The 22,802-nt window shown below is 73.6% G+C and carries 20 protein-coding genes; 8 read left to right on the plus strand and 12 right to left on the minus strand.

Annotated features, from left to right (window positions below; genetic code table 11):
- Positions 1-17 precede the first annotated feature (17 nt).
- The 5 genes from AB0M18_RS10450 to AB0M18_RS10470 all read right to left on the minus strand — a co-directional run bounded on the left by AB0M18_RS10450 (position 18) and on the right by AB0M18_RS10470 (position 6,812).
- Complete coding sequence (locus AB0M18_RS10450; RefSeq protein WP_365756431.1) at positions 18-1,430, minus strand: SidA/IucD/PvdA family monooxygenase; 1,413 nt, start codon at positions 1,428-1,430, stop codon at positions 18-20.
- Positions 1,427-2,827: an aminotransferase class V-fold PLP-dependent enzyme gene (locus tag AB0M18_RS10455; protein WP_365756432.1), complete on the minus strand. Its 1,401-nt coding sequence runs from the start codon at positions 2,825-2,827 to the stop codon at positions 1,427-1,429. Before AB0M18_RS10455 ends, AB0M18_RS10450 begins: the two co-directional genes overlap by 4 nt.
- Positions 2,828-2,999: 172 nt before the next feature.
- Entirely contained in the window at positions 3,000-4,334 is a 1,335-nt protein-coding gene (locus AB0M18_RS10460; protein ID WP_365756433.1) for an FG-GAP-like repeat-containing protein, read from the minus strand.
- Between the two features lie 464 nt (positions 4,335-4,798).
- Positions 4,799-6,391 carry a multicopper oxidase domain-containing protein gene (locus AB0M18_RS10465; protein WP_365756434.1) on the minus strand — a complete coding sequence of 531 codons (1,593 nt, stop codon included), beginning with the start codon at positions 6,389-6,391 and terminating at the stop codon, positions 4,799-4,801.
- A 22-nt stretch (positions 6,392-6,413) separates the two neighbouring features.
- Positions 6,414-6,812 (minus strand): hypothetical protein, encoded by a 399-nt coding sequence (locus AB0M18_RS10470; protein WP_365756435.1) that lies wholly within the window; start codon positions 6,810-6,812, stop codon positions 6,414-6,416.
- A 106-nt stretch (positions 6,813-6,918) separates the two neighbouring features.
- Here AB0M18_RS10470 and AB0M18_RS10475 point away from each other — a divergent pair, with 106 nt between their 5' ends.
- Complete coding sequence (locus AB0M18_RS10475; RefSeq protein WP_365756436.1) at positions 6,919-7,809, plus strand: LysR substrate-binding domain-containing protein; 891 nt, start codon at positions 6,919-6,921, stop codon at positions 7,807-7,809.
- A 128-nt stretch (positions 7,810-7,937) separates the two neighbouring features.
- Here the strand turns inward: AB0M18_RS10475 and pepN are convergent, their stop codons facing one another.
- From pepN to AB0M18_RS10495, 4 genes are all read right to left on the minus strand, one after another.
- On the minus strand, positions 7,938-10,421 hold the full coding sequence (gene pepN, locus AB0M18_RS10480; protein WP_365756437.1) for an aminopeptidase N: 2,484 nt from the start codon (positions 10,419-10,421) through the stop codon (positions 7,938-7,940).
- Between the two features lie 87 nt (positions 10,422-10,508).
- On the minus strand, positions 10,509-11,504 hold the full coding sequence (locus tag AB0M18_RS10485) for an asparaginase (RefSeq protein ID WP_365756438.1): 996 nt from the start codon (positions 11,502-11,504) through the stop codon (positions 10,509-10,511).
- The gene (locus AB0M18_RS10490) at positions 11,504-11,830 is read right to left on the minus strand and encodes a chorismate mutase (RefSeq protein ID WP_365756439.1); all 327 of its coding nucleotides are present in this window, start codon (positions 11,828-11,830) and stop codon (positions 11,504-11,506) included. The genes AB0M18_RS10485 and AB0M18_RS10490 overlap by 1 nt, the downstream gene beginning before the upstream one ends.
- Before the next feature lie 11 nt (positions 11,831-11,841).
- The gene (locus tag AB0M18_RS10495; RefSeq protein ID WP_365756441.1) at positions 11,842-12,729 is read right to left on the minus strand and encodes an AraC family transcriptional regulator; all 888 of its coding nucleotides are present in this window, start codon (positions 12,727-12,729) and stop codon (positions 11,842-11,844) included.
- 95 nt (positions 12,730-12,824) lie between these two features.
- Between AB0M18_RS10495 and AB0M18_RS10500 the strand changes: the two genes are divergently transcribed.
- The gene (locus AB0M18_RS10500) at positions 12,825-14,594 is read left to right on the plus strand and encodes a beta-galactosidase family protein (protein ID WP_365756442.1); all 1,770 of its coding nucleotides are present in this window, start codon (positions 12,825-12,827) and stop codon (positions 14,592-14,594) included.
- A gap of 180 nt (positions 14,595-14,774) precedes the next feature.
- Here AB0M18_RS10500 and AB0M18_RS10505 read toward each other — a convergent pair whose 3' ends face one another.
- Entirely contained in the window at positions 14,775-15,563 is a 789-nt protein-coding gene (locus AB0M18_RS10505; protein ID WP_365756443.1) for a serine protease, read from the minus strand.
- Between the two features lie 187 nt (positions 15,564-15,750).
- Between AB0M18_RS10505 and AB0M18_RS10510 the strand changes: the two genes are divergently transcribed.
- Positions 15,751-16,584, plus strand: a complete 834-nt coding sequence (locus tag AB0M18_RS10510; protein ID WP_365756444.1) for a hypothetical protein — start codon at positions 15,751-15,753, stop codon at positions 16,582-16,584.
- A gap of 65 nt (positions 16,585-16,649) precedes the next feature.
- On the plus strand, positions 16,650-17,702 hold the full coding sequence (locus tag AB0M18_RS10515) for an ankyrin repeat domain-containing protein (RefSeq protein ID WP_365756445.1): 1,053 nt from the start codon (positions 16,650-16,652) through the stop codon (positions 17,700-17,702).
- 20 nt (positions 17,703-17,722) lie between these two features.
- On the opposite strand, the gene AB0M18_RS10520 is transcribed toward AB0M18_RS10515, so the two are convergent.
- Together AB0M18_RS10520 and AB0M18_RS10525 are read right to left on the minus strand one after the other, a co-directional pair.
- Positions 17,723-18,598, minus strand: coding sequence for an SDR family oxidoreductase (locus tag AB0M18_RS10520; RefSeq protein WP_365756446.1), 876 nt, complete (start codon positions 18,596-18,598; stop codon positions 17,723-17,725).
- Positions 18,585-19,364: an SDR family oxidoreductase gene (locus tag AB0M18_RS10525; RefSeq protein WP_365756448.1), complete on the minus strand. Its 780-nt coding sequence runs from the start codon at positions 19,362-19,364 to the stop codon at positions 18,585-18,587. The genes AB0M18_RS10520 and AB0M18_RS10525 overlap by 14 nt, the downstream gene beginning before the upstream one ends.
- Before the next feature lie 66 nt (positions 19,365-19,430).
- Between AB0M18_RS10525 and AB0M18_RS10530 the strand changes: the two genes are divergently transcribed.
- From AB0M18_RS10530 to AB0M18_RS10545, 4 genes are read left to right on the plus strand one after another with little or no spacing between them, the layout of a single operon-like run.
- Complete coding sequence (locus AB0M18_RS10530) at positions 19,431-20,183, plus strand: enoyl-CoA hydratase family protein (protein ID WP_365756449.1); 753 nt, start codon at positions 19,431-19,433, stop codon at positions 20,181-20,183.
- A complete protein-coding gene (locus AB0M18_RS10535; protein WP_365756450.1) occupies positions 20,180-21,028 on the plus strand; it encodes a CoA-transferase in 849 nt (282 codons plus the stop codon). Before AB0M18_RS10530 ends, AB0M18_RS10535 begins: the two co-directional genes overlap by 4 nt.
- Positions 21,025-21,750, plus strand: coding sequence for a CoA-transferase (locus AB0M18_RS10540; protein WP_365756451.1), 726 nt, complete (start codon positions 21,025-21,027; stop codon positions 21,748-21,750). Before AB0M18_RS10535 ends, AB0M18_RS10540 begins: the two co-directional genes overlap by 4 nt.
- A complete protein-coding gene (locus tag AB0M18_RS10545) occupies positions 21,750-22,796 on the plus strand; it encodes a nitronate monooxygenase (protein WP_365756452.1) in 1,047 nt (348 codons plus the stop codon). The genes AB0M18_RS10540 and AB0M18_RS10545 overlap by 1 nt, the downstream gene beginning before the upstream one ends.
- Positions 22,797-22,802 lie beyond the last annotated feature (6 nt).

Consider the following 22,802-nt stretch of genomic DNA (forward strand, 5'->3'; position numbering starts at 1 on the left):
GGTCTTCTGACCGCGTTCTACTGCTGTACGAGAGGCGTCAGCTTCCGGTCCTGGGCCGGAATGCCGGGCGCCTCTCGCGCGTCCAGGCCGAAGCTGGTGAAGGCGGTGCGGCGCGGCAGCGGGTACGGCTCCGTGCCGGTCACCGAGTTGAGGATGACGGCGCTGCGCCAGGCCGCGAGGCCCAGGTCGGGGGCGCCGACGCCGTGGGTGTGCCGCTCGGCGTTCTGCACGTAGACCGAGCCGGTGACGGACTCGTCGAGGACGAGCCGGTAGTCGGTGTCGATCCGGGCCCGGCCGGCCGCGTCGTGCCGCAGATACGGGTCGAGTCCGGCCAGCATCCGGTCCACCGGACGCTCCTGGTAGCCGGTGGCGAGCACCACGGCGTCGGTGACCAGACGGGAGCGGCTGCCCTGCTGTACGTGTTCCAGGTGCAGCTCCACCTTGGTGGTGGCGATCCGGCCCGCGGTGCGGACCCGGACGCCGGGCGTGAGCACCGCGTCCGGCCAGCCGCCGTGCAGGGTGCGGCGGTAGAGCTCGGCGTGGATGGCGCTGATCGTCTCGGTGTCGATGGCCTTGTGCAACTGACTCTGCCGGGGCAGGAGTTCGGACCGGACCTGCTCGGGCAGGGCGTGGAAGTAGCGGGTGTAGTCGGGCGTGAAGTGCTCCAGGCCCAGCTTCGAGTACTCCATCGGGCGGAACGCCTCGGTGCGGGCCATCCAGTGCAGCTTCTCCGCCCCGGCGGGCCGGGCCCGCAGCAGGTCGAGGAAGATCTCCGCGCCGGACTGGCCGGAGCCGATGACGGTGACGTGACCGGCGGACAGCAGCGCCTCGCGGTGGGCGAGGTAGTCCGCGGAGTGGATCACCGGCACGCCGGGCGCGTCGGCGAGCGGGCGCAGCGGCTCGGGGACGTACGGCTCGGTGCCGACGCCGAGGACGACGTTGCGGGTGTACGAGCGGCCCAGCGCCTCGGCCTCGCCGTCGGCGTCGAGCTGGGTGAAGTCGACCTCGAACAGGCGCCGTTCGGGGTTCCAGCGGACCGAGTCGACCTGGTGGCCGAAGTGCAGCCCGGGCACCAGGCCGGCGGCCCAGCGGCAGTAGGCGTCGTACTCGGCGCGCTGGATGTGGAAGGTCTCGGCGAAGTAGAAGGGGAAGAGCCGGTCGCGGCTCTTCAGGTAGTTGAGGAAGCTCCACGGGCTGGCCGGGTCGGCGAGGGTCACCAGGTCGGCCAGGAACGGCACCTGGAGCGTGGCGCCCTCGATGAGCAGCCCGGGGTGCCAGCGGAAGTCGGGGCGCTGCTCGTAGAAGGCGGCGGCGAGACCGCCGGGCACGCCGTCGGCGAGGGCGGCGAGCGAGAGGTTGAACGGACCGATGCCGACGCCGACCAGGTCGTAGGGACGGTCGGGGGCGGGCTGGGGGGTGCTGCCGGTCATCGGTGGCTGCTGCCTTCCACGAGGGTGTTCACGAGGGCGTTCACGAGGGTGAGGACCTGCTGGAGGTCGCCGGGGGTGGCGTGGGGGTTGAGCAGGGTGGCCTTGAGCCACAGCCGCCCGTCCGCGGCGGCGCGCCCGAGGACGGCGCGGCCCTCGGCGAGGAGGGTGCGGCGGATCGCGGCCACGGTCTCGTCGTCGGCGTCGTACGGCCGGAACAGGACGGTGGTGAGGGTGGGGCGGGCATACAGCTCCAGGCCCGGCGACTTCTCCACCAGGTCGGCGAGGTGCGCGGCGCGCTCCATGCACGCGTCGACGAGCGCCCCGAGGCCGTCGCGGCCGAGGGCGCGCAGCGTCACGGCGGTCTTCAGGACGTCCGGCCGGCGGGTGGTGCGCAGCGAGCGCCCGAGGAGGTCGGGCAGGCCGGCGTCGGTGTCGTCGTCGGCGTTCAGATAGTCCGCGGTGTGCGTGAGTACGGCGAGGTCGGCGGCGTCCCGTACGGCGAGCAGCCCCGCGGCGGCCGGCTGCCAGCCCAGCTTGTGCAGGTCCACGGTGACCGTGCGGGCCCGGTCGAGCCCGGCGAGCAGCGGGCGGTGGGCGGCGCTGAAGAGCGCGGGGCCGCCGTAGGCCGCGTCGACGTGGAGGTCGGCGTTCCCGTGCGCCGCGCACCGGTCGGCGATCGCGGGGAGCGGGTCGATCAGCCCGGCGTCGGTGGTGCCGGCGGTGGCGGCGACGAGGAGGGGGCCGGGGGTGTCGCGCAGCGCCTCGTCGAGGGCGGCCGGGTCGATCGTGCCGTTCGGCGCGGGCACGACGACGGGTTCGGGCAGGCCGAGCAGCCAGGCGGCGCGGTGGAAGGAGTGGTGCGCGTGGGCCCCGACGACCGCCTGGACGGTGCCGTGGCGCTCGCGGGCGAGGAGGAGGGCGAGCTGGTTGGACTCGGTGCCGCCGGTGGTGACCAGCGCGTCGGGCCCGGCCGCCCCCGGGAACACCTCGGCCGCGAGCGCGGCCGTCACGACGGCCTCCAGTTCGGACGCGGCCGGCGCCTGGTCCCACGAGTCCATCGACGGGTTCAGCGCGGAGGCCGCGAGATCGGCGGCCACGGCGAGCGCGAGCGGCGGTGTGTGCAGATGCGCCGCGCACAACGGCTCGGCGGGATCGGCCGCCCCCGCGGCGACCGCCCGGACCACCGTCCGCAGCGCCTCGTCGGCCCCGGTGCCCTGCTCCGGCACCGCCGCCCCGAGCACCTCCCGCAGCCGCCGCCTCACCTCCCCGGGCCCGCCCCCCGGCAACGGCCCGCCCCGCTCGACGGCGCCGTCGTGCAGCGCCCGCAGCACGACATCGAGCAGTGGACGCAGAGCATCGGCCCCCTGGGGGCCACCGGCGAGGGGTGCGGCACGCATGGACGACAGGCTGCCGGGGATTGCCGGGGTTTGTCCGGCGAGTGGGGCGCTGTGACCCGAACGAGGGACGGGGGGTTGCGCGGTCCCACTCGGCATCGGTCCGACGGGCGAAAGTCGGCCATGGCGACCTACGGAGGTCGCCATGGCCGATCCGGCGTTGCGCGCGCTGGGGTCAGCGGACGCCGAACATCAACGTGAAGGTCGCGGCGCGGTTGCCGAAGCGATCGGTGTAGCGGCCGACACCGGGGCCTGCGTCTTCGAATCGAGGGTCGAGGATGGCTCTGCGGTGTCCGTTGTCGGCGTAGTTGTTCTGGGGGTCGTGATTCATCCACCAGTAGACGGCGGCCTTGGGGGTGCCCCAGGTCCATCCTGCAGGCACGACATTCGTGCCGTCGCTCCGCCCTCCGCCGTACTGGGTGTTCTCGCTCATCGCGTTGAACGCGCCGTAGCCCGACTTGGCGATGCGGTCTTCTGGCCAGGCGTATCCCGCTCGGGAGTCCCAGTGACCGCATCCGAACCAGTTCGGATTGGGCGGGCAGCTTCGATCCGGGGCGGTCGCCCAGTCCTCGGAGTGCGCCCGCGCCGCGGGGGAGAGGTGTCCGTTGAAGCAGAGCGGGGCCAGACCACGCTGCGAGCGCTCCACGTTGACGAGGTAGAGCAGCGCGTGCTCGGCGTTGACGACCTCGGCGTCGGTCTGAGGAACCTTGTCGACATAGCCGGCGTACCGCTCTTCCGCCTTCTGGCAATCTCCCGGCCCAGACGTGTCGCCGTTGGCCCAGGACGCGGCGACGTCGCTCTTCCCGTCGCTGTTGAAGTCCCCGGCGGCCCACTTGGTGTTATCCATCCAGCCACCTGCGTTGGTGGCCCAATGACTACGCCTGAAACCCGAACCGGTCGACACACTCACCGTTATCGTGTTCGAGCCGCCATTGTTCCAGACAGTGGCAAGATCAGCCTTCCCATCCCCATTGAAATCCCCCGCAACCCACGGAGTACCGTCAATCCACCCACCATCCCGGTCACTCCACTGCGTCCACCCCGGAAACCGAGAACCATCAGACAGATAGACCGCAGTCGACAGGTTACCGCCGTTGTTCCAGGACGCGGCGATATCACTCTTCCCATCACCATTGAAGTCCCCGGCGGCCCACTTGGTCGTACCCACCCAGCCACCCGCGTTCGTGGCCCAATGACTACGCCTGAAACCCGAACCGGTCGACACACTCACCGTTATCGTGTTCGAGCCGCCATTGTTCCAGACAGTGGCAAGATCAGCCTTCCCATCCCCATTGAAATCCCCCGCAACCCACGGAGTACCGTCAATCCACCCACCATCCCGGTCACTCCACTGCGTCCACCCCGGAAACCGAGAACCATCAGACAGATAGACCGCAGTCGACAGGTTGGCGTCTGAGGTGGCGGCCGGCGTACGGTCAGGAACAATGAGGGCCAGGGCACCTGTCGATAGCACGAGCACGGCCGTGCCCCATGTTCGAAGCTTCAGCATAAGCTCACCTACCGCGGTAATACGCGAGCTGGGCCACCTGGCGGGAATCGAAATGGCCGACGTGCTCGCGGAGCTGACGCATCTGATGGATGAAAGTGCTCGATCGGAACACCAGTGAGGTTGAGCGGGCGCTCGGGTCGGCCTATCGAATGCGCCCCTGGTCTGGTGGATGGATCGACCAGTGCCAGGCCTGGCGCCGGCCACTCTCCGTATGTCTACAAGTAAAAGGCAGACCGGTCCACGACGCCACAGCAGCAACAGGGGGTTGTCCTGCTAAGGGCTGTCCCGTAAGTGATGGTGTCCCGCCGACGAGACCGCCGCCTTCGAGGCGCGGTACGGGTCTCCCATGCGGCAGATGAAGGCCCTTGCCTGGCACGGCCCCGAGGCACTGGCCGCCACCGCGAGCAGAGCGGGCGGTAGCCGATCACGGCCCCGCTGACTCAAAGCTCTTTACGGGACAAGTCTTAGACGACCTCCAGGTTCGCCATCATGCCCATGTCCTCGTGTTCCGCGTTGTGGCAGTGGAAGAGGTAGCGGCCGCGGTAGGCGTCGAAGCGGGTGAGGAGTTCGGCGGATTCGCCGGGGCGGAGGGAGATCGTGTCCTTGAGGCCCGCGTCGTGCGGGTGAGGGGGCCGGCCGCCGCGGGAGAGGACGCGGAAGCCGGTGAGGTGGAGGTGGACGGGGTGGTGGACGTCCGCGACGAGGCGCCAGACCTCGGTGTCACCGTGGCGGACGGTGACGTCGGTGCGGGTGGGGTCGAAGGGGAGGCCGCCGATCAGCCAGCCGTGGGTGTCGTCCTCGCCCATGCGGCCGGCGCGGAAGGAGAAGTCGCGGACGCGGACCGCGTCCTCGCGGCGCCAGGCGGGCAGGTCGGTGGAGAGGACGCGCGGCACACGGCTGTCGTCCGCCGCCTTGCGGACGACGTGGAAGGCCATGACGTCCCGGGTGCGCCCGGAGCCCAGGCGGTTGACCAGACGGACGCGGGTGCCGACCGGGAAGCGGGAGAAGTCCACGACCAGGTCGTAGCGTTCGGCCGGGGCGACCGGCAGGGTGCGGTGGGCGACGGGGGCGGCGAGCAGGCCCTGGTCGGCGCCGATCTGGTGGAACTCCCACTGTCGGCCGTCGCCCTCGTCGACGAACGCGAACTCGTAGTGCCGTGCGTTCGACGCGTTGAGCAGCCGCAGCCGGTACCGCGCCGCGTCCACCTCGTGCACCGGCCACGGCGCGCCGTTGACCAGGATGACGTCGCCGAGCACACCGGCGAGGTACGGCTCGGGCACGCCGGGGTGCTCGCGCAGCGTCGGGTCCAGGGAGGGGTAGGCCAGGCTGCCGTCCGCCGCGAAGGCGCGGTCCGCGACCATCAGGGGCAGTTCGCGGTGGCCCGCGGGCAGCCCGAGGGCCTCCTCGGCGGCGTCGCGGACGATGTGCAGCCCGGCCAGGCCCCGCCAGATCGCGGGAGCGGTGAAGTCCATGCGGTGGTCGTGGTACCAGAGCAGCGCCGGGCGCTGGTCCAGCGGGAAGGTGTAGTCCCGGGTCAGCTCCGTCGTCACCGCGCGCGGGTCGTGCATGCCCGTGCCTCCGCCATGCCCTGACGTGCCGCCGTGACCTGTTGGGCGCCAGCCCTCCGGCGTCACCAGGTCCGTCGGATAGCCGTCCGACTCCGCCGGGGTGCGCCCGCCGTGCAGATGCACGACGGTCGGCACGGGCAGCTCGTTGCGGTGGGTCACGGTGACCGGCCGGCCGCGCCGGGACTCGATCGTCGGGCCCGGGAAGGTCCCGTCGTACGTCCACAGCGGGGTCCGTACGCCCGGCAGGATCTCCGCCGTGACCGCGCGCTGCGTGATCGCGTAACGGTCTGTCCCGCCCGCGCGACCGACCGGTGCGAGGACGGCGGGCAGCGGCAGCGGGACCCGGAACGGCGGCGGCAGCGGTACGGCGCTGCGCAGTTCGGCGCCGGTGGCCGCCGGGCGGCGGGACAGCCCGGCCGCGGCGCCCAGGCCGGTGACCGCCGTCGCGCCGAGCGCGCCCCCGATGGCCAGGATCTGGCGTCTGCTCAACCCGCGTCCGTACGGCGACGGTTCACGCATCGACGGCCGCCTTCCCCACGGACCGGGCCACCGGCCGGGCCCAGATCGCCACGAACAGCACGGCCACGGCCGCGATCGTGAACACCCCGAGCGGGATGTGCAGCCACAGCGCGCCCGCCGTCCCGGCGAAGTACTGCACGGTCTCGGCGACCGCGAGCGCCAGCGTGACCAGGCAGGGCCAGGCGCGGCGCAGTCGCACCCACCCGCCGATCGCCACGCCCAGCTGGAGCAGACAGAGCGAGGTGACGACGTCCGCGCCGGTCGCGTGCAGGCCGAGGCCGTCGAAGTCCCCGCTCAAGTACACGCCGGCGAAGACCGGTTGTGCGAAGACCGCCACCATGTGGACCGTGACGACGGCCCGCAACACCCACTCGACGGGTCGCAGGCGCATGCCGCGTCCCCCTCCCCCGCTCGGCTTCTGAACGCCTTCGACGCTATGCGCGGGCCGGTTATGGTGTCCAAGATCGATATTGCTATGGCGTCATACCCCGGGGGACATGATGGATCTGCACGCGCTCCGGCAGTTCCAGGTCGTGGCCCGGCTCGAGCACCTCAGCCGGGCCGCCGAGGAACTCCACGTGGCCCAGCCCTCGTTGAGCCGCACCATCGCCCGTCTGGAGGGCGAGCTCGGCGCCCCGCTCTTCGACCGGGCGGGGCGGCTGCGTCTGAACGACGCGGGCCGGGCCTTCCTGCGGCATGTCGAGCGCGCGCTCGGCGAGCTGGACGCCGGGCGGCGGGCCGTCGCCGACATCGCGGAGCACGGCGTCGGCGCGGTACGGATCGCGTCGGAGACCTTCCTGACGCTCACCGGGCCGCTCGCGTCCTTCAAGCGCGCCCACCCGGCGGTCGAGGTCGCCCTGCACCAGATGCCGGCCGAGCGGATGGCGCGTGCGCTGCGGGCGCAGGAGGTCGATCTGTGCGTGGCCTCGCAGCCGGTGCCGGCCGAGGGCCTGGAGGCGGTCGGACTGCTCGACGAACCGGTCTGGGTGGTCGCCCCGCTCGGGCATCCGCTCGCGGGCCGGGAGTCCGTGAGCGTCGCCGAGCTCGCCGAGCAGCCCTTCGTCAGCACCCGCACCGGGCACTGGCAGCGCCGCCTGCTCGACCGGCTGTTCGCGGCGGAGGGCCTGGCGGCGCCCCGGATCGTGTGCGAGGGCGACGAGCCGAGCGCCACCGCGATCCTGGTCGCCGCGGGCCTCGGCATCGGCCTCATCCCGGACATGGCCCGGCGCAGCGCGACCCGAGCTCCGGTCGCCTGGATCACCGTCGAGGGCTCCGCCTGCCGACGGGCGCTGACCCTGCTGCGCCCGGCCGACGGCCGCCCGAGCGGAGCCGCCCGCCTGATGCACGCGACGCTGACGGGGTGGGACTGGTCGGCGGGCCCGGTCTAGGACCGGGCCCAGCCCGATCGCGGCTGTTCGCGCCGCCCCGCCCCCGCGCCGAATGCGCCGGACGGCCGTCCGCCGCCGTGAAGTTCACGTGGGGGGGCGGCCGTCCGGCCACAGGCGCGGCGCGGACGTCAGCCGCGCGCCCGCAGCGCCCGGCGGAGGTCGTCCAGCTGGTCGACCAGCTGGCGGCGCAGGGCCGGGATCATCGTGTCGTCGGCGAGGTGGCGCTCGCCGAGGGCGAGGGAGTCCGCGTCGATCGCGAAGGCCGGGAAGGCGCGGCGGCCGGCAGCCTCCGCGAGGGCCGCGCCGCGGCGCTCGGCCATGGCGATCGCGGCGGGGTAGAAGCGGGCCACGTACTCCCGCGTCAGCTCGGCCTGCTCGGGCTTCCAGAAGCCGTCGGCGGTGGCCGTGAACAGGTAGTTCGACAGCTCGTCGGAGTCGAACATGGCCGACCACGCGGCCGCCTTCGCCTCCGCCGTCGGCAGCGCCGCCCGGCAACGGGCCGCGCCCTCCTGGCCGGTGGCGCTGGGGTCGCGCTCCAGCTCGGCGGCGATCGCGGCCTCGTCGGTCGCGCCGAGGACGGCGAGCCGGGCGAGGATCCGCCAGCGCAGCTCCGGGTCGAGCTCGGGGCCGCCGTGGACGGTGCCCTCCTCCAGCCAGGAGGCGATCTTGTCCGGGGTGGTGGCGCTGTCGATGCAGGCGCGGACGGCGGTGAGGCGCAGTCCGGGCGCCTCGCCGTCCTCGGTGCGGCGCAGCAGCGCGCGGGTGATCTCGGTGAGCGTGGCGAGGGCGGCCGGGCGGTCGGCCTCGGAGACGTAGCGGTCGGCGATCTGCATGCGGGCGAAGCCCAGCACGCCCTGGACGACGGCGAGTTCGGTCTCCTCGGGAAGGTGGGCGAGGGCCGCCTCCAGGTAGGTGCCGGGCTCCAGGTCGCCGTCGCGGACCATGTCGCGCAGGGCGTTCCAGACGACGGCGCGGGTGAGGGCGTCGGGGATGCGGGAGAGCGCCCACAGGACGGTGTACTGCGACGTGTCGTCGAAGCGCATCTTCGTGTAGGTGAGGTCGCCCTCGTTCAGGACGACGAGCGCGGGGCGCGGGCCGCTCAGCTCCAGCGGCGCCTCCTGCGGGACGTCGATCTCGTGCCGCTCGCGCAGGACGGGAGCGTCCACCGCGTCGCGGTCGTAGATCCCGACGGACAGCCGGTGCGGGCGGCTGCCGGCGCGGTCCACGGAGAGCCGCCACTTGCTGCCCTCGCCCTCCAGGCGCGGGGTGAGGGTGTCGACGCCGGTGGTGCGCAGCCACTGCTCGGCCCAGCCGTGCACGTCGCGGTCGGTGGCGGCGGCGAGGTTGTCGACGAAGTCGGCGAGGGTGGCGTTGCCGAAGCGGTGCCGCTTGAAGTGGATGTTGATGCCGGCGAGGAAGTCCTCCTCGCCCATCCACGCGACGAGCTGGCGCAGCGCGGAGGCGCCCTTGGCGTAGGAGATGCCGTCGAAGTTGAGCAGCGCGGAGGCGGTGTCGGGGACGGCGTCCGCGGCGGGGGCGACGGGGTGGGTGGAGGGCCGCTGGTCGGCCTCGTAACCCCAGGCCTTGCGGGTGACGCCGAAGTCGATCCAGGTGTCGGCGAAGAGGTCGGAGCAGGCCTCGTTGACGGTCTGGAAGCCCATGTACTCGGCGAAGGACTCGTTCAGCCAGATGTCGTCCCACCAGCGCAGGGTGACGAGGTCGCCGAACCACATGTGGGCCATCTCGTGGGCGATGACCATGGCGCGGTGCATCCGCTCGGTGTCGGTGACGGCGGAGCGGAAGACGAACTCGTCGCGGAAGGTGACGAGTCCGGGGTTCTCCATGGCGCCCGCGTTGAACTCGGGGACGAAGGCCTGGTCGTACGAGTCGAAGGGGTACGGCTCGGCGAACTTCTCGTGGTAGCGGTCGAAGCAGGCCTTGGTGACGTCGAGGATCTCGTCGGCGTCGGCGTCCAGGTGGGGCGCGAGCGAGCGGCGGCAGTGGATGCCGAACGGCAGGCCGGCGTACTCGGTGCGCACCGAGTGCCAGGGCCCGGCGGCGACGCAGACCAGGTAGGTGGAGATCAGCGGGGTGGCGGCCGCGGTCCAGCGGCCGTCCGCCTGCTGCTCGGTGATGCCGTTGGACAGCACGGTCCAGCCCTCGGGGGCGGTGACGGAGACCTCGAAGACGGCCTTCAGGTCGGGCTGGTCGAAGGCGGCGAAGACGCGCTGCACGTCCTCCATGAACAGCTGGGTGTAGACGTACGACTCACCGTCGGTCGGGTCGGTGAAGCGGTGCATGCCCTCGCCGGTGTGCGAGTAGCGCATGGTGGCGGTGATGCTCAGGGTGTGCTCGCCCTCGGCGAGGGTGAGCGGGAGCCGGTTGCCGTCGAGCGCCTCGGCGTCGAGCGGGGTGCCGTCGAGGACGGCGGAGTGGAGGGCGTCCGGCTTGAGCTCGACGAAGGTGTCCCCGGCGGCGCGGGCGGTGAACCTGATGCGGGTGGTGGACCCGAAGGTCTCGTCGCCGGTGGTGAGGTCGAGGTCCACGGCGTAGTGGTGGACGTCGAGGAGCTGGGCACGGGTCTGCGCTTCGTCGCGCGTCAGTACGGACATGGGGGCCATGCTGCCCGATGCCCTCCCGCCCCGGGGAGGGGCGTTCACCGAGAGCTCAGGAGTTCGTACGGGGAGTCTCGCGGCCGCTCAGGCCAGGCCCGCTCCGTCGAGGTGGGCGAAGGCGGCCGAGATCCTGGGCCGGTCGTAGCCCGCGGGGCCCTTGGCGCCGCTGGAGAGCAGGGTGTGCAGGAGCAGCCGGGCCTTGACCGGGGTGAGCGGGCCGGCCGGGATCAGGCCGTGGTGCAGCAGGTCGTACTCGGAGCCGGGGCCGCGATAGGTGTGGGAGAGGGTCGCGCCGGCTCCGGTGCGGGAGGCGAGGACGACGGGGATGCGCTCGGCCAGCGCGGCGAGGGGTTCGACGAGCACGCCGGGCACGTGTCCGGCGCCGAAGGCGGCGACGACGAGTCCGTCGTACCGGTCCGCGAGTCCCTCCAGGAGTTCGCCGCGGTCGCCGAGGGAGAGGGTGAGGAGGGCCACCCGTACGGCCGGGTCGAGACGCAGCGGGCAGGCGCGGGCGGGCACGGCGGGGCGGAGCAGGATCCGCGGCTCGCCCTCGACGACGTGCCCGAGGGGGCCGGCGCCGGGCGAGGCGAAGGTGGCGACCGAGGTGGTGTGGGCCTTGTGGGCGAAGCGGGCGGCGTGGATCTCGTCGGCGAGGACCACGAGCACGCCGAGTCCGCGGCAGCCGGGGTCGGCGGCGACGGCGAGGGCGGCGGCCAGGTTGGCGGGGCCGTCGGCGCCGGGCAGGTCGGGGCGGCGCATGGCGCCGGTGACGGCGATCGGCTGTTCGGTGGTGCACAGCAGGTCGAGGAGGAAGGCGGTCTCCTCCAGGGTGTCGGTGCCCTGGACGACGACCACGCCGGAGCCGGCGGCGACGGCCGCGGTGATCTCGTCGGCGAGGGCGGTGAGGTCCTCGAAGGAGAGGGAGGAGCTGGGGACCCGGCGGAAGTCGCGCAACTCGACGTCGACGCCCTCCGGCGTGACGCCCAGCTCGGCGAGCACCTCGGTGCCGGTCATGCGGGCGGCGTCACCGCCCCGCGCGGAGATGGTGCCGCCCAGGGTGAACACGGTGACGCGTGCCATCAGCGTGCCGCTCCGTCCTTCGTCGTCGAGTTGTCCGCGATCGTCTCGTGGTGGCGGATGACCTCCGCGATGATGAAGTTCAGCAGCTTCTCCGCGAACGCCGGGTCCAGTCTGGCGCTCTCGGCGAGTTCGCGCAGCCGGGCGATCTGCCGGGCCTCGCGGGCCGGGTCGGCGGGCGGCAGGTCGTGCTCGGCCTTGAGGACGCCCACCTGCTGGGTGCACTTGAAGCGCTCGGCGAGCATGTGGACCACCGCCGCGTCGATGTTGTCGATGCTCTCGCGCAGCCGGGTCAGCTCGGCCCGTACGGGCTCGTCGATCTCGCTCATGACCAGGGACCTTATCCGGATCCGGTGAGGATGATGGGCGGGTGTTCGGGATCCGGAACGGTGTGACTCCAGCCGCCCGGAACGGTGCGCCCCTGCTGCTCTCGGAAGCGGACGGGGGCGGTGCCGACGCGGCGGGTGAAGAGGCGGGAGAAGTAGGCGGGGTCGTCGTAGCCGACGCGGCGCGCGACGGCGGCGACGGGGAGGTCGGTGGCGGCGAGGAGTTCCTTGGCGCGGCCGAGGCGGACGGTGAGCAGGTAGTCCTTGGGGCTGCATCCGGCGGCGCGGCGGACGGCGGCGCGCAGCTCGGCGGGGGTCATGCCGTGCCGGGCGGCGTGTTCGGCGACCGAGAGCCGGGTGAAGGCGTCGCGGGCGAGGGCGGCGAGGACGGGGGCGCCGTCGGCGTTGGTGTCGGCGCGGGCGCGGCGCAGCGCGACGAGGAGTTCGTGGACGGCGGCGGCGGTCTCGACCTCCAGGAGCGGGTTGCCGGGGCGGGCGGCGCGGGCGATGCGGCCGACGACGGCGCGGGCCGGGGCGGCGTCGGCGAGGGGGACGACGGGGCGCTCGGGTTCGATGTAGCCGAGTTCGGTGTAGGTGGCGGTGGCGGGTCCGGTGAAGTCGACGAAGGACTCGTCCCAGCCGGTGCCGGGGTCGGCGGAGTAGTGGTGCGGCACGCCGGGGGTGAGCCAGATCAGGGCGGGCGCGGTGACGGGGGTGCGGCGCCCGTCGGGGCCGCGGTACCAGCCGCTGCCGGAGCCGACGACGACGGCGACGTGGTGGTCGAGGGTGCGCGGGCCGACGGTGGGCAGGGCGCCGTGCTGGAGCCCGACGCCGAGGCAGACCAGGCCGAGCCGGTGGTGGGCGGGGCCGGGCGTGAAGTAGCGCATCCAGGTGTGGTACACGGCGCGGCTGCCCTTCCGGCCTCGGTCCGAACGTCCAAACTGCGACGATCTTTGTCCATGGACCGGCCCGCCGCCAGAGGGCGAGGGTGAGCCGCATGAGCGAGAGGCACATGAAGGACGTCCGCCGGTTCGTGGTGGGTGACGAGGACTTTCTGCTCGACGGGCGGCCGGTGCGGCTGCTCTCGGGAGCGCTGCACTACTTCCGGGTGCACGAGGAGCAGTGGGAGCACCGGCTCGGGATGCTGCGCGCGATGGGCCTCAACTGTGTCGAGACGTACGTGCCGTGGAATCTGTACGAGCCGGAGCCCGGCCGGTTCGGGGACGTGGCGGCGCTCGGCCGCTTCCTGGACGCGGTGGCGCGGGCCGGCCTGTGGGCGATCGTGCGCCCCGGCCCGTACATCTGCGCCGAGTGGGAGAACGGCGGGCTGCCGCACTGGCTGACGGGTCCGCTGGGGCGGCGGATCCGGACGGCCGACCCGGAGTACCTGGCGCCGGTGGAGCGCTGGTTCCGGCGGCTGCTCCCGCAGGTGGTGGAGCGGCAGATCGGGCGTGGCGGTCCGGTGCTGATGGTGCAGGTGGAGAACGAGTACGGCAGTTACGGCTCGGACGCCGGGTATCTGCGGTGGGTGGCGGACCTGCTCGTGGACTGCGGGGTGGAGGTGCCGCTGTTCACCTCGGACGGTCCGGAGGACCACATGCTGACCGGCGGTTCGGTGCCGGGGGTGCTCGCGACGGCGAACTTCGGCTCGGGGGCGCGCGAGGCGTTCGCGACGCTGCGGCGGCACCGGCCGGCCGGTCCGCTGATGTGCATGGAGTTCTGGTGCGGCTGGTTCGACCACTGGGGCACGGCCTCCGTGGGCCGGGACGCGGCCGACGCGGCGGCGGCGCTGCGGGAGATCCTGGAGTGCGGGGCCTCGGTCAACGTCTACATGGCGCACGGCGGGACGAGCTTCGCCGGCTGGGCCGGGGCGAACCGGGCGGGCCGGCTGCACGGGGGCGGGCTGCGGCCGACGGTCACCTCGTACGACTACGACGCGCCGGTCGACGAGGCGGGGCTGCCGACGGAGAAGTTCTGGCGCTTCCGCGAGGTGCTCGCGGAGTACGCGGACGGTCCGCTGCCGGAGGTTCCGGAGCCGCCGGTACGGATCGGGGCGCCGGCGACGGGCGCGGTGGGCGCGTGGGCGCCGCTGGCCGGGGTCCTGGAGGTGCTGGGCGACGAGGAGACGGAGTCCCCCGTGCCGCCGACCTTCGAGGAGCTCGGCGTGGACCGGGGCCTGGTGCGCTACCGGGTGGCGGTGCCGGGGCCGCGTCAGCCGTATCCGCTGGGGGTGACGGGGCTGCGGGACCGGGCGACGGTGTACGTGGACGGGGTGCCGGCCGGGGTCCTGGAGGAGGGGGCGGAAGAGCTGCCGGAGCCGGTGGCGGGGCCCGCCGTGGTCGATCTGTGGGTGGAGTCCCTGGGCCGGGTCAACTACGGGCCGCGGCTCGCGGAGCCGAAGGGGATCACGGGCGGGGTGCGGCACGAGCGGCAGTATCTGCACGGGGTACGGGCACGGGGGCTGCGGCTCGGCGCCTTCGAGACGGCGGCGGTGGCGAAGGTGCCCTTCGGGGAGGTGCCGGAGGGATCCGGGCCCGGTCTGTACGCGGGTGAGGTGACCGTCCCGGCCCCGGGCGACGCGTTCCTGCGCCTGCCGGGCTGGACCCGCGGCTTCGTGTGGGTGAACGGCTTCTGCCTGGGCCGCTACTGGAACGCGGGCCCGCAGGATGCCCTGTTCGCGCCGGGCCCGGTGCTCCGGGAGGGCGCGAACGAGGTGTGGGTCCTCGAACTGGCGGGGGGCGCGGGCGGGCCGGTGGAGCTGGCGTGAGCGGGGGTGCCCTGGGGCGGACCCGGACCGGTCCGGGTCCGCCCCAGGGCGTGAGAGCGAGTGAGCCGAAGGGGCGCGCGGGTGTCGAAAGAGAGAGCGCGCGGAGGCTGCGAGGAACGAGCAGTCGAGCACGGTCGACCGTCGACACCTGCTGAAGCGCCCCGGAGGCGAACCGAGCTCCTAAAGGGAGGCGGCGGCGGACTTGATGGCCGAGGCGAAGGTGGACACCTCGGTGTAGACGCCGGGGAGGCCGGGACGGGCGCAGCCCTCGCCCCAGCTCACGATGCCGACCTGGATCCAGGCGTTGGTGTTGTCCTTGCGGAACATCGGGCCGCCGGAGTCGCCCTGGCAGGTGTCGACGCCGCCCTCGTTGTAGCCGGCGCAGATCTCCTCACCGGGGACGAGGGAGCCGCCGTACGCGGACTGGCAGTCGGCGTCGGAGACGAAGGGGACGGTCGCCTTGCGCAGGTAGCGCTGCTGGCCGCCGCCCTCGCGGGTGGCGCCCCAGCCGGCCACGGTGAAGGTGCCGCTGTTGTAGGCGGTGGTGTCGGCGATCTTCAGGTTCGGCAGGCTCGTGATGGGCGAGGCGAGCTTGATGAGGGCCCAGTCCTTGCCCTGCCCGTTGTAGCCGGGGGCCTGGTAGACCTTGGTCGAGCGGACCTTGATGGCGTTCCTGGACTGGAGGTCCACGACTCCGGCCGTGGCGGTGATGCTCGTGTTGTCGCCGGAGCCGGAGACGCAGTGCGCGGCGGTGAGGACGACCTGAGGACTGATCAGGGAGCCGCCGCAGCCCATGGAGAGCCTGACCATCCAGGGGAACTCGCCCTGCGCGGCGCGGGTGCCGCCGACGACCGGGGCGGGCGCGGCGGAGGCGGTGCTCGTGGGCTGGAGGCTGACGGCGGCGAGGACGACGGCGCCGGTGGCGGCGAGCTTCTGCAACGCGCGCACCAGTCTGTTCTTCTTCTGCATGCGACTGCCTTCTCTCGTGGGGGGTTGATCTTGATGGCATGAGCCCGTCAAGACCTGGTCCGGATTATGGACATCGGCCAACAGGCGTCACAAGAAGGCCTTTTCGGCCAGCCGGGCGGGCAGGCCGGGGAACGCGTGGGGCGGCGCGGCGCGCCGCCCGTACCCTGGACGCAGGGGGTGATCCGGGATGCCGCACAGCGACGAATCCTCCCCCGTCGTGCACGGGTTCCCGCACCTCGACACGGTCCGCTCGGCCATCACGGCGCTCTATCGGCGGCTCTCCCCCGACGGCGTGCGGCGCTACGAGCTGAGCATCCCGGCCTCCGACGTGCTGCTCGACCCCGCCGACGGGCTCCATCTGGGCGCCCAGCGGGTGGCCCGGGCCCTGGTGCGGCACCTGGGGCTGCCCGAGGCGCGGATCGTGGTGAGCTTCCGGGCGATGGAGCACGCGGCGAGCGTGGAGCTGGGCGCGGGCCCGGAGTACTTCGTCGAGCTCAACGAGCGCTTCGCGCGCCCCGCCCACCAGCGCGACATCGGGGCGGCGCTCGCCCACGAGATCACCCATGTACTGCTGCACCGGCTCGGTCTGGACCGGCCGACGGTCGCCGAGAACGAGATCCTCACGGATGTCGTCACCAGCTATCTGGGGGCGGGCTGGCTGCTGCTCGACGCGTTCCGGCAGGACGGGCTGTCCAGCCAGAAGCTGGGCTATCTGACGCCGGAGGAGTTCGGCTACGTGCTCGCCAAGCGGGCGGAGGTGTTCGGCGAGGACCCCTCGCCGTGGTTCACCAGCGCGGTGGCGTACGAGGCGTGGGTACGGGGCCGGGCGGAGGCTGCGCGGGACTGGCGCCGCCCGCCGCTGGCGGGTGCGGGCTGGGCCGCGCGGCGGCGGGCCCGTGCCCAGGGCTCGGACGGGGTGTTCCCGTGCCCGGTGTGCGGGCAGCGGCTGCGGGTGCCGGGGACGCGGCGGGTGAAGGCGCGGTGCGGGGTGTGCGGGACGGTCCTCGACTGCGCGCCGTAGCTCCGGGGGCGACCCGGGGTGTATCCGTTTGCGCCGTTCGGGTGTTCCGGGTGAGGGTCGGGCGCATGAGCACGTTGTTCGACACGCTGTGGGACGGGTCCGGGGACGACGCCATGGTCCGGGCGCTGCGCGGGGGCGCCGACCCGGAGGCCCGGGACGCCGACGGGGAGACCCCGCTGTACCGGGCGGCCGTCGAGAACCGGCCGGGCGCGGTCCGGCTGCTGCTCGCCGCCGGGGCCGATCCGGGCCGGGCGAGCGGCGCGGACGGCGGGGACCTGCCGCTGTGCGGGGCGGCGTGCGGCGGACACACCGAGGTCGTACGGGCGTTGCTCGCGGCGGGCGCGGAGCCGGACCAGGAGGAGGGCTACGGCTTCACCGCGCTTGCCTGGGCGGTACGACTCGGGCACACCGAGGCGGCCCGGGCGCTGCTCGCGGCGGGCGCCGACCCGGACCGGGCGGGGCCCGACGGGCTCGCCCCGCTGACCGCCGCCGCCCGGCGCGGCTCGCCCTCGCTCGTCCGGGCCCTGCTCGCGCTCGGCGCTCGGGTCCTCGCGGCTCTGCCGGGGTACGGGGCGGGCGCGGTGCCGGTGCTGCGCCGGCTCGCGGCGGAGGCGGCGGCCACCGGGGACCGGGAGCCCGCGGCCTCCGTGGCCGTGGCCCTCGGCCGGTGCGGCGACGGTGCCGCCGTCCCCGAACTCCTCGCCCTCGCCGCGCACCCCGACGCGGAGGTACGGCGAGAGGCGGCGGCCGCGCTCGCCGGCATCGTCCCGCCCGGCGACGCGGTGGCGATCGAGCGGATCACCGCCCTGAGCCGCGACCCCGACCCCCGGGTCCGGGACTGGGCCACCCTCGCCCTCGCCGAACTCCCCGACGACACCCCCGCCGTCCGCGAGGCCCTCGCCGCACGTCTCGCCGACCCGGACCCCGAGACCACCGCCGAGGCCGCCCGCGGCCTCGCCCTCCGCCAGGACCCCCGCGCCATCGACCCCCTGGCCCGGCTCCTCGCCGACTCCGACCCGGAGGGCCCGGCCCGCGAGACGGCCCTCGCGGCCCTCCCGTACGTGACGGACCCCCGCGTCCGGACGCGGCTCGAATGGACGACGCCGAGGTGCCGGTAGGGGCGCGAGCCCGGTCCGCGCTACGCGCCGTACACCGGCTGCGGTGGTTCGGCCGCCGCCAGGAGCTCGAGGGCGGCCTCGCCCGCCTCCGCCGGGGTCCAGCGGGCGCCCTTGTCGGCGGTGGGGCCGGGGCGCCAGCCCTCCATGACGGTGAGGCGGCCGCCCTCGGACTCGAAGACCCGGCCGGTGACACCGGCGGAGGCGGCGGAGCCGAGCCAGACGACGAGCGGGGAGACGTCCTCGGGGAGCGCCTGGAGGTCGCCGAAGGTGTGCTCGGTCATGCGGGTGCGGGCGGCGGGGGCGACGGCGTTGACCTGGACGCCGTAACGGCCCATCTCGGCCGCGGCGACGAGGGTGAGGCCGACGATGCCGGCCTTGGCGGCGGCGTAGTTGCCCTGGCCGACGCTGCCGAGGAGGCCCGCGCCGGAGGTCGTGTTGACGACCCGGGCGGTCACGGCGCGTCCCGCCTTGGACTCGGCGCGCCAGTGCGCCGCCGCGTGCCGCGTCGGCAGGAAGTGGCCCTTCACGTGCACCCGCAGCACCGCGTCGAAGTCGTCCTCGCCGAGGTTGACGAGCATCCGGTCGCGCAGGAACCCGGCGTTGTTGACGAGGGTGTCGAGCCGTCCGTACGTGTCGAGCGCGGTGCGCACGAGCGATCCGGCGCCCTCCTCGGTGGCGATGTCGCCGCCGTGCGCGACGGCCTCGCCGCCCGCCGCGCGGATCTCCTCGACGACCCGGGCCGCCGGGCTGTCCGCGTCGGGGCGGCCGTCGAGGCCGACGCCGAGGTCGTTGACGACGACCTTGGCGCCCTCGGCGGCGAAGGCGAGGGCGTGGGCCCGGCCGAGGCCGCGTCCGGCGCCCGTCACGATGACCACGCGTTCGTCACACAGACCCATGTCCGTCCTCCTTGTTGGCTGTTGCGGCGTCCAGGAAGGCGGGGCGCTCCCCGCCGCCGTGCACGAGCAGCGACGCACCCGACACGTACGCCGCCCGGTCGGAGGCGAGGAAGACCGCGGCCTCGCCGACGTCGGACGGTTCGGCGAGCCGGCCGAGCGGCACGGTGCGGCCGACGGCCGCGATGCCGTCGGCGTCGCCGTAGTGCAGGTGGGACAGTTCGGTGCGGACCATGCCGAGGACGAGGGTGTTGACCCGTACCTCGGGGGCCCATTCGACGGCCATGGACCGGGCCAGGTTCTCCAGGCCGGCCTTGGCGGCGCCGTACGCGGCGGTGCCGGGCGAGGGCCGGGTGCCGCTGACGCTGCCGATCATGACGATCGAGCCGCGGGCGGCGCGCAGCCGCTCGTACGCGGTGAGGGAGGCGAGCAGCGGCGCGGTGAGGTTCAGCTCGACGACGCGCGCGTGCCGTTCGGAATCGCCCTCGGCGAGCGTCCGGTACGGGGTCCCGCCGGCGTTGTTGACGAGGGTGTCGAGCCGTCCGTACCGCTCGCCGATCCGCTCGAAGAAGGCGGTCACGTCCTCCTGCCGGCGCAGGTCGACCGCCTCGAACACGGCCGTGCGGCCCGCCTCGGCGACCGGCTCGTCCGGTGGTCTGCGGGCGCAGACGACGACCTCGGCCCCGGCCCGCAGGAAGGCCCGGGCGATGCCCGCGCCGACCCCGCGGGTTCCGCCGGTGACGACGGCGACCCTCCCGTCCAGCTCCATCCGCTGCTACCTTCCTTCCAGCGCGTCACCTAACAAACGTTTGGTGGAAAGGTAGCTGATCCGTTCATGGGTGTCTCCACCTCACGCCCGGAGAAGGGCGTCGCACTCGTCACCGTCGACTTCCCGCCCGTCAACGCCCTTCCGGCGCACGGCTGGTACGAGCTGGCCGACGCCGTCCGCGCCGCCGGGCGCGACCCGGACACCCGTTGTGTCGTGCTCGCCGCCGAGGGCCGGGGCTTCAACGCGGGCGTCGACATCAAGGAGCTCCAGCGCGACCCCGGCCACGGCACGCTCATCGCCGTCAACCGGGGCTGCGCGGAGGCCTTCGCCGCGGTCTACGACTGCGAGGTGCCGGTCGTCGCGGCGGTCGGCGGCTTCTGTCTCGGCGGCGGCGTCGGCCTGGTCGGCAACGCCGACGCGATCGTCGCCTCGGAGGACGCGACCTTCGGGCTTCCGGAGCTCGACCGGGGTGCGCTGGGCGCCGCCACACATCTCGCCCGGCTCGTGCCCCCGCACCTGATGCGGGCCCTCTACTACACCTCGCGCACCGCCACCGCCGCCGAGCTGCACGCCCACGGCTCGGTGTGGAAGGTGGTGCCACGTGCGGAACTCCGTGCCGCGGCACTGGAGCTGGCGAGCGAGATCGCGGCGAAGGACGGGATCCTCATCCGGCTCGCGAAGGCCGCCATCAACGGCATCGACCCGGTCGACGTGCGCCGCAGCTACCGCTTCGAGCAGGGCTTCACCTTCGAGGCCGGCCTCAGCGGGGTCGCCGACCGGGTCCGCGACGGCTTCGGAAGGGGCGGTGAGGACCGATGACCGACAAGACCATGACGGTGGACGAGGTCGTGGGGCGGCTGCGCTCCGGCATGACCATCGGGATCGGCGGCTGGGGCTCCCGGCGCAAGCCGATGGCGCTGGTCAGAGCGCTGCTCCGGTCCGAGATCACCGATCTCACCGTCATCTCGTACGGCGGCCCCGACGTCGGCCTGCTCGCCGCCGCGGGCCGGATCCGCCGGCTCGTCGCGCCCTTCGCGACCCTCGACTCCATCCCCCTCGAACCGCACTTCCGGGCCGCCCGCGAGCGCGGCGCGTTCGCGCTCACCGAGCTCGACGAGGCGATGTTCATGTGGGGCCTGCACGCCGCCGCCAACCGGCTGCCGTTCCTGCCCGTCCGGGCCGGTCTCGGCTCCGACGTCATGCGGGTCAACCCCGGGCTGCGCACGGTGACCTCGCCGTACGAGGACGGCGAGGAGTTCGTCGCCGTGCCCGCGCTGCGGATGGACGCGGCCCTGGTCCACCTCAACCGCGCCGACCGGCTCGGCAACGGGCAGTACCTGGGCCCCGACCCGTACTTCGACGACCTGTTCTGCGAGGCCGCCGACACCGCGTACGTCTCCTGCGAACGGCTGGTCGACGACTTCGGCCCGGACACCGTGCCGCAGACCCTGCTGGTCTCCCGGCACAGCGTCACCGGCGTCGTCGAGACCCCCAACGGCGCCCACTTCACCTCCTGCGTCCCCGACCACGACCGCGACGAGCCCTTCCAGAAGCTCTACGCGACCACCCCCTGGCCCGAGTTCGCCGCACGCTTCCTGTCCGGCAAGAGCGAGGACGACTACCAGGCCGCCGTCCGCGCCTGGCGTGAGGAGGAGGCGCGATGACGCCCACGGACACGATCACCCGGGCCGAGTACTGCGTGATCGCCTGCGCCGAGGCCTGGCGCGACGACGGCGAGGTGCTCGCCAGCCCCATGGGCCTGGTCCCGGCCCTCGGCGCCCGGCTCGCCAAGCGCACCTTCTCCCCCGACCTGCTGCTCACCGACGGCGAGGCGATGCTGGTCGGCCTCGACGGGCGGCCCGAGGGCTGGCTGCCGTACCGCCGGCACCTCACCATGGTCACCGGCGGGAAGCGGCACGTGATGATGGGCGCGAGCCAGATCGACCGCTACGGCAACCAGAACATCTCCTGCGTCGGCGACTGGGAACGGCCCGCCCGGCAGCTGCTCGGAGTGCGCGGCGCACCCGTGAACACCCTCAACAATCCGGTGAGTTACTGGATCCCCCGGCACTCCCCGCGGGTCTTCGTCGAGCGCGTCGACATGATCAGCGGAGTCGGTTACGACCACGCCGTCGGCCCCTACCACCGCCTCCCCCGCGTCGTGACCGACCTCGCGGTGCTCGACTTCGCGACCCCCGACCACCGGATGCGGCTCGCCTCCGTGCACCCGGGTGTGACGGTCGACGAGGTCCGGGCGGCGACCGGCTTCGAGCTCGTCGTCGAGGGCGAGGTGCCGGCCACGCGGGAGCCCACCGCCGACGAGCTGCGCCTGATCCGCGAGGTCATCGACCCGTCCGGACTCCGCGACCGCGAGGTCAGGTCCTGATGAAGACCGCGCTCACCGAGCTCGTCGGCGTCGAGCACCCGATCGTGCAGACCGGCATGGGCTGGGTCGCCGGGCCCCGGCTCGTCTCCGCCACGGCCGACGCGGGCGCACTCGGCATCCTCGCCTCCGCGACCATGACCGTGCCCGAACTCCGTGCCGCCGTACGGGAGGTGAAGTCCCGCACCGACCGTCCCTTCGGGGTCAACCTGCGGGCCGACGCGGGCGACGCCCGCGAGCGGGTGCGGATCATCGTCGAGGAGGGGGTCAGGGTCGCCTCCTTCGCCCTCGCGCCCTCCCGCGAGCTGATCGCCGAGCTCAAGGACGCCGGGGTCGTCGTCGTCCCGTCCGTCGGGGCGCGCCGGCACGCCGAGAAGGTCGCCGCGTGGGGCGCGGACGCGGTCGTCGTGCAGGGCGGCGAGGGCGGCGGGCACACCGGCGAGGTGGCGACCACCGTGCTCCTTCCGCAGGTGGTGGACGCGGTCGACATCCCGGTGATCGCGGCCGGCGGCTTCCACGACGGGCGGGGCCTGGTCGCCGCGCTCGCCTACGGCGCGGCGGGCGTCGCCATGGGCACCCGCTTCCTGCTCACCTCCGACTCGACCGTCCCCGACGCCGTCAAGGCGAAGTACCTGGCGGCGACGGTCAAGGACGTCACCGTCACCACCGCCGTCGACGGGCTGCCGCACCGGATGCTGCGCACCGGGATGGTCGCGGAGCTCGAACGGGCGGGCCGGATACGGGGCTTGGCGCGGGCCGTGCGCCGGGCCGCCGGGTTCCGGCGGCTCGGCGGACTGTCCTGGGCGGCGATGGTCCGGGACGGGCTCGCGATGCGCCACGGCAGGGACCTGTCCTGGAGCCAGGTCCTGCTCGCCGCGAACACCCCGATGCTCCTGAAGGCCTCCATGGTCGAGGGCCGCACCGACCTCGGCGTCATGGCCTCCGGACAGGTCGCGGGGGTGATCGAGGACCTGCCGAGCTGCGCGGAACTCGTCGCCCGGATCATGTCCGAGGCCGCGCACGTGCTCCGTACCCTTCCACCCTCGTAAGGGAGT

Origin of the sequence: Streptomyces sp. NPDC051909 (assembly GCF_040681095.1) — a bacterium.
Classification (GTDB): Bacteria; Actinomycetota; Actinomycetes; order Streptomycetales; family Streptomycetaceae; genus Streptomyces.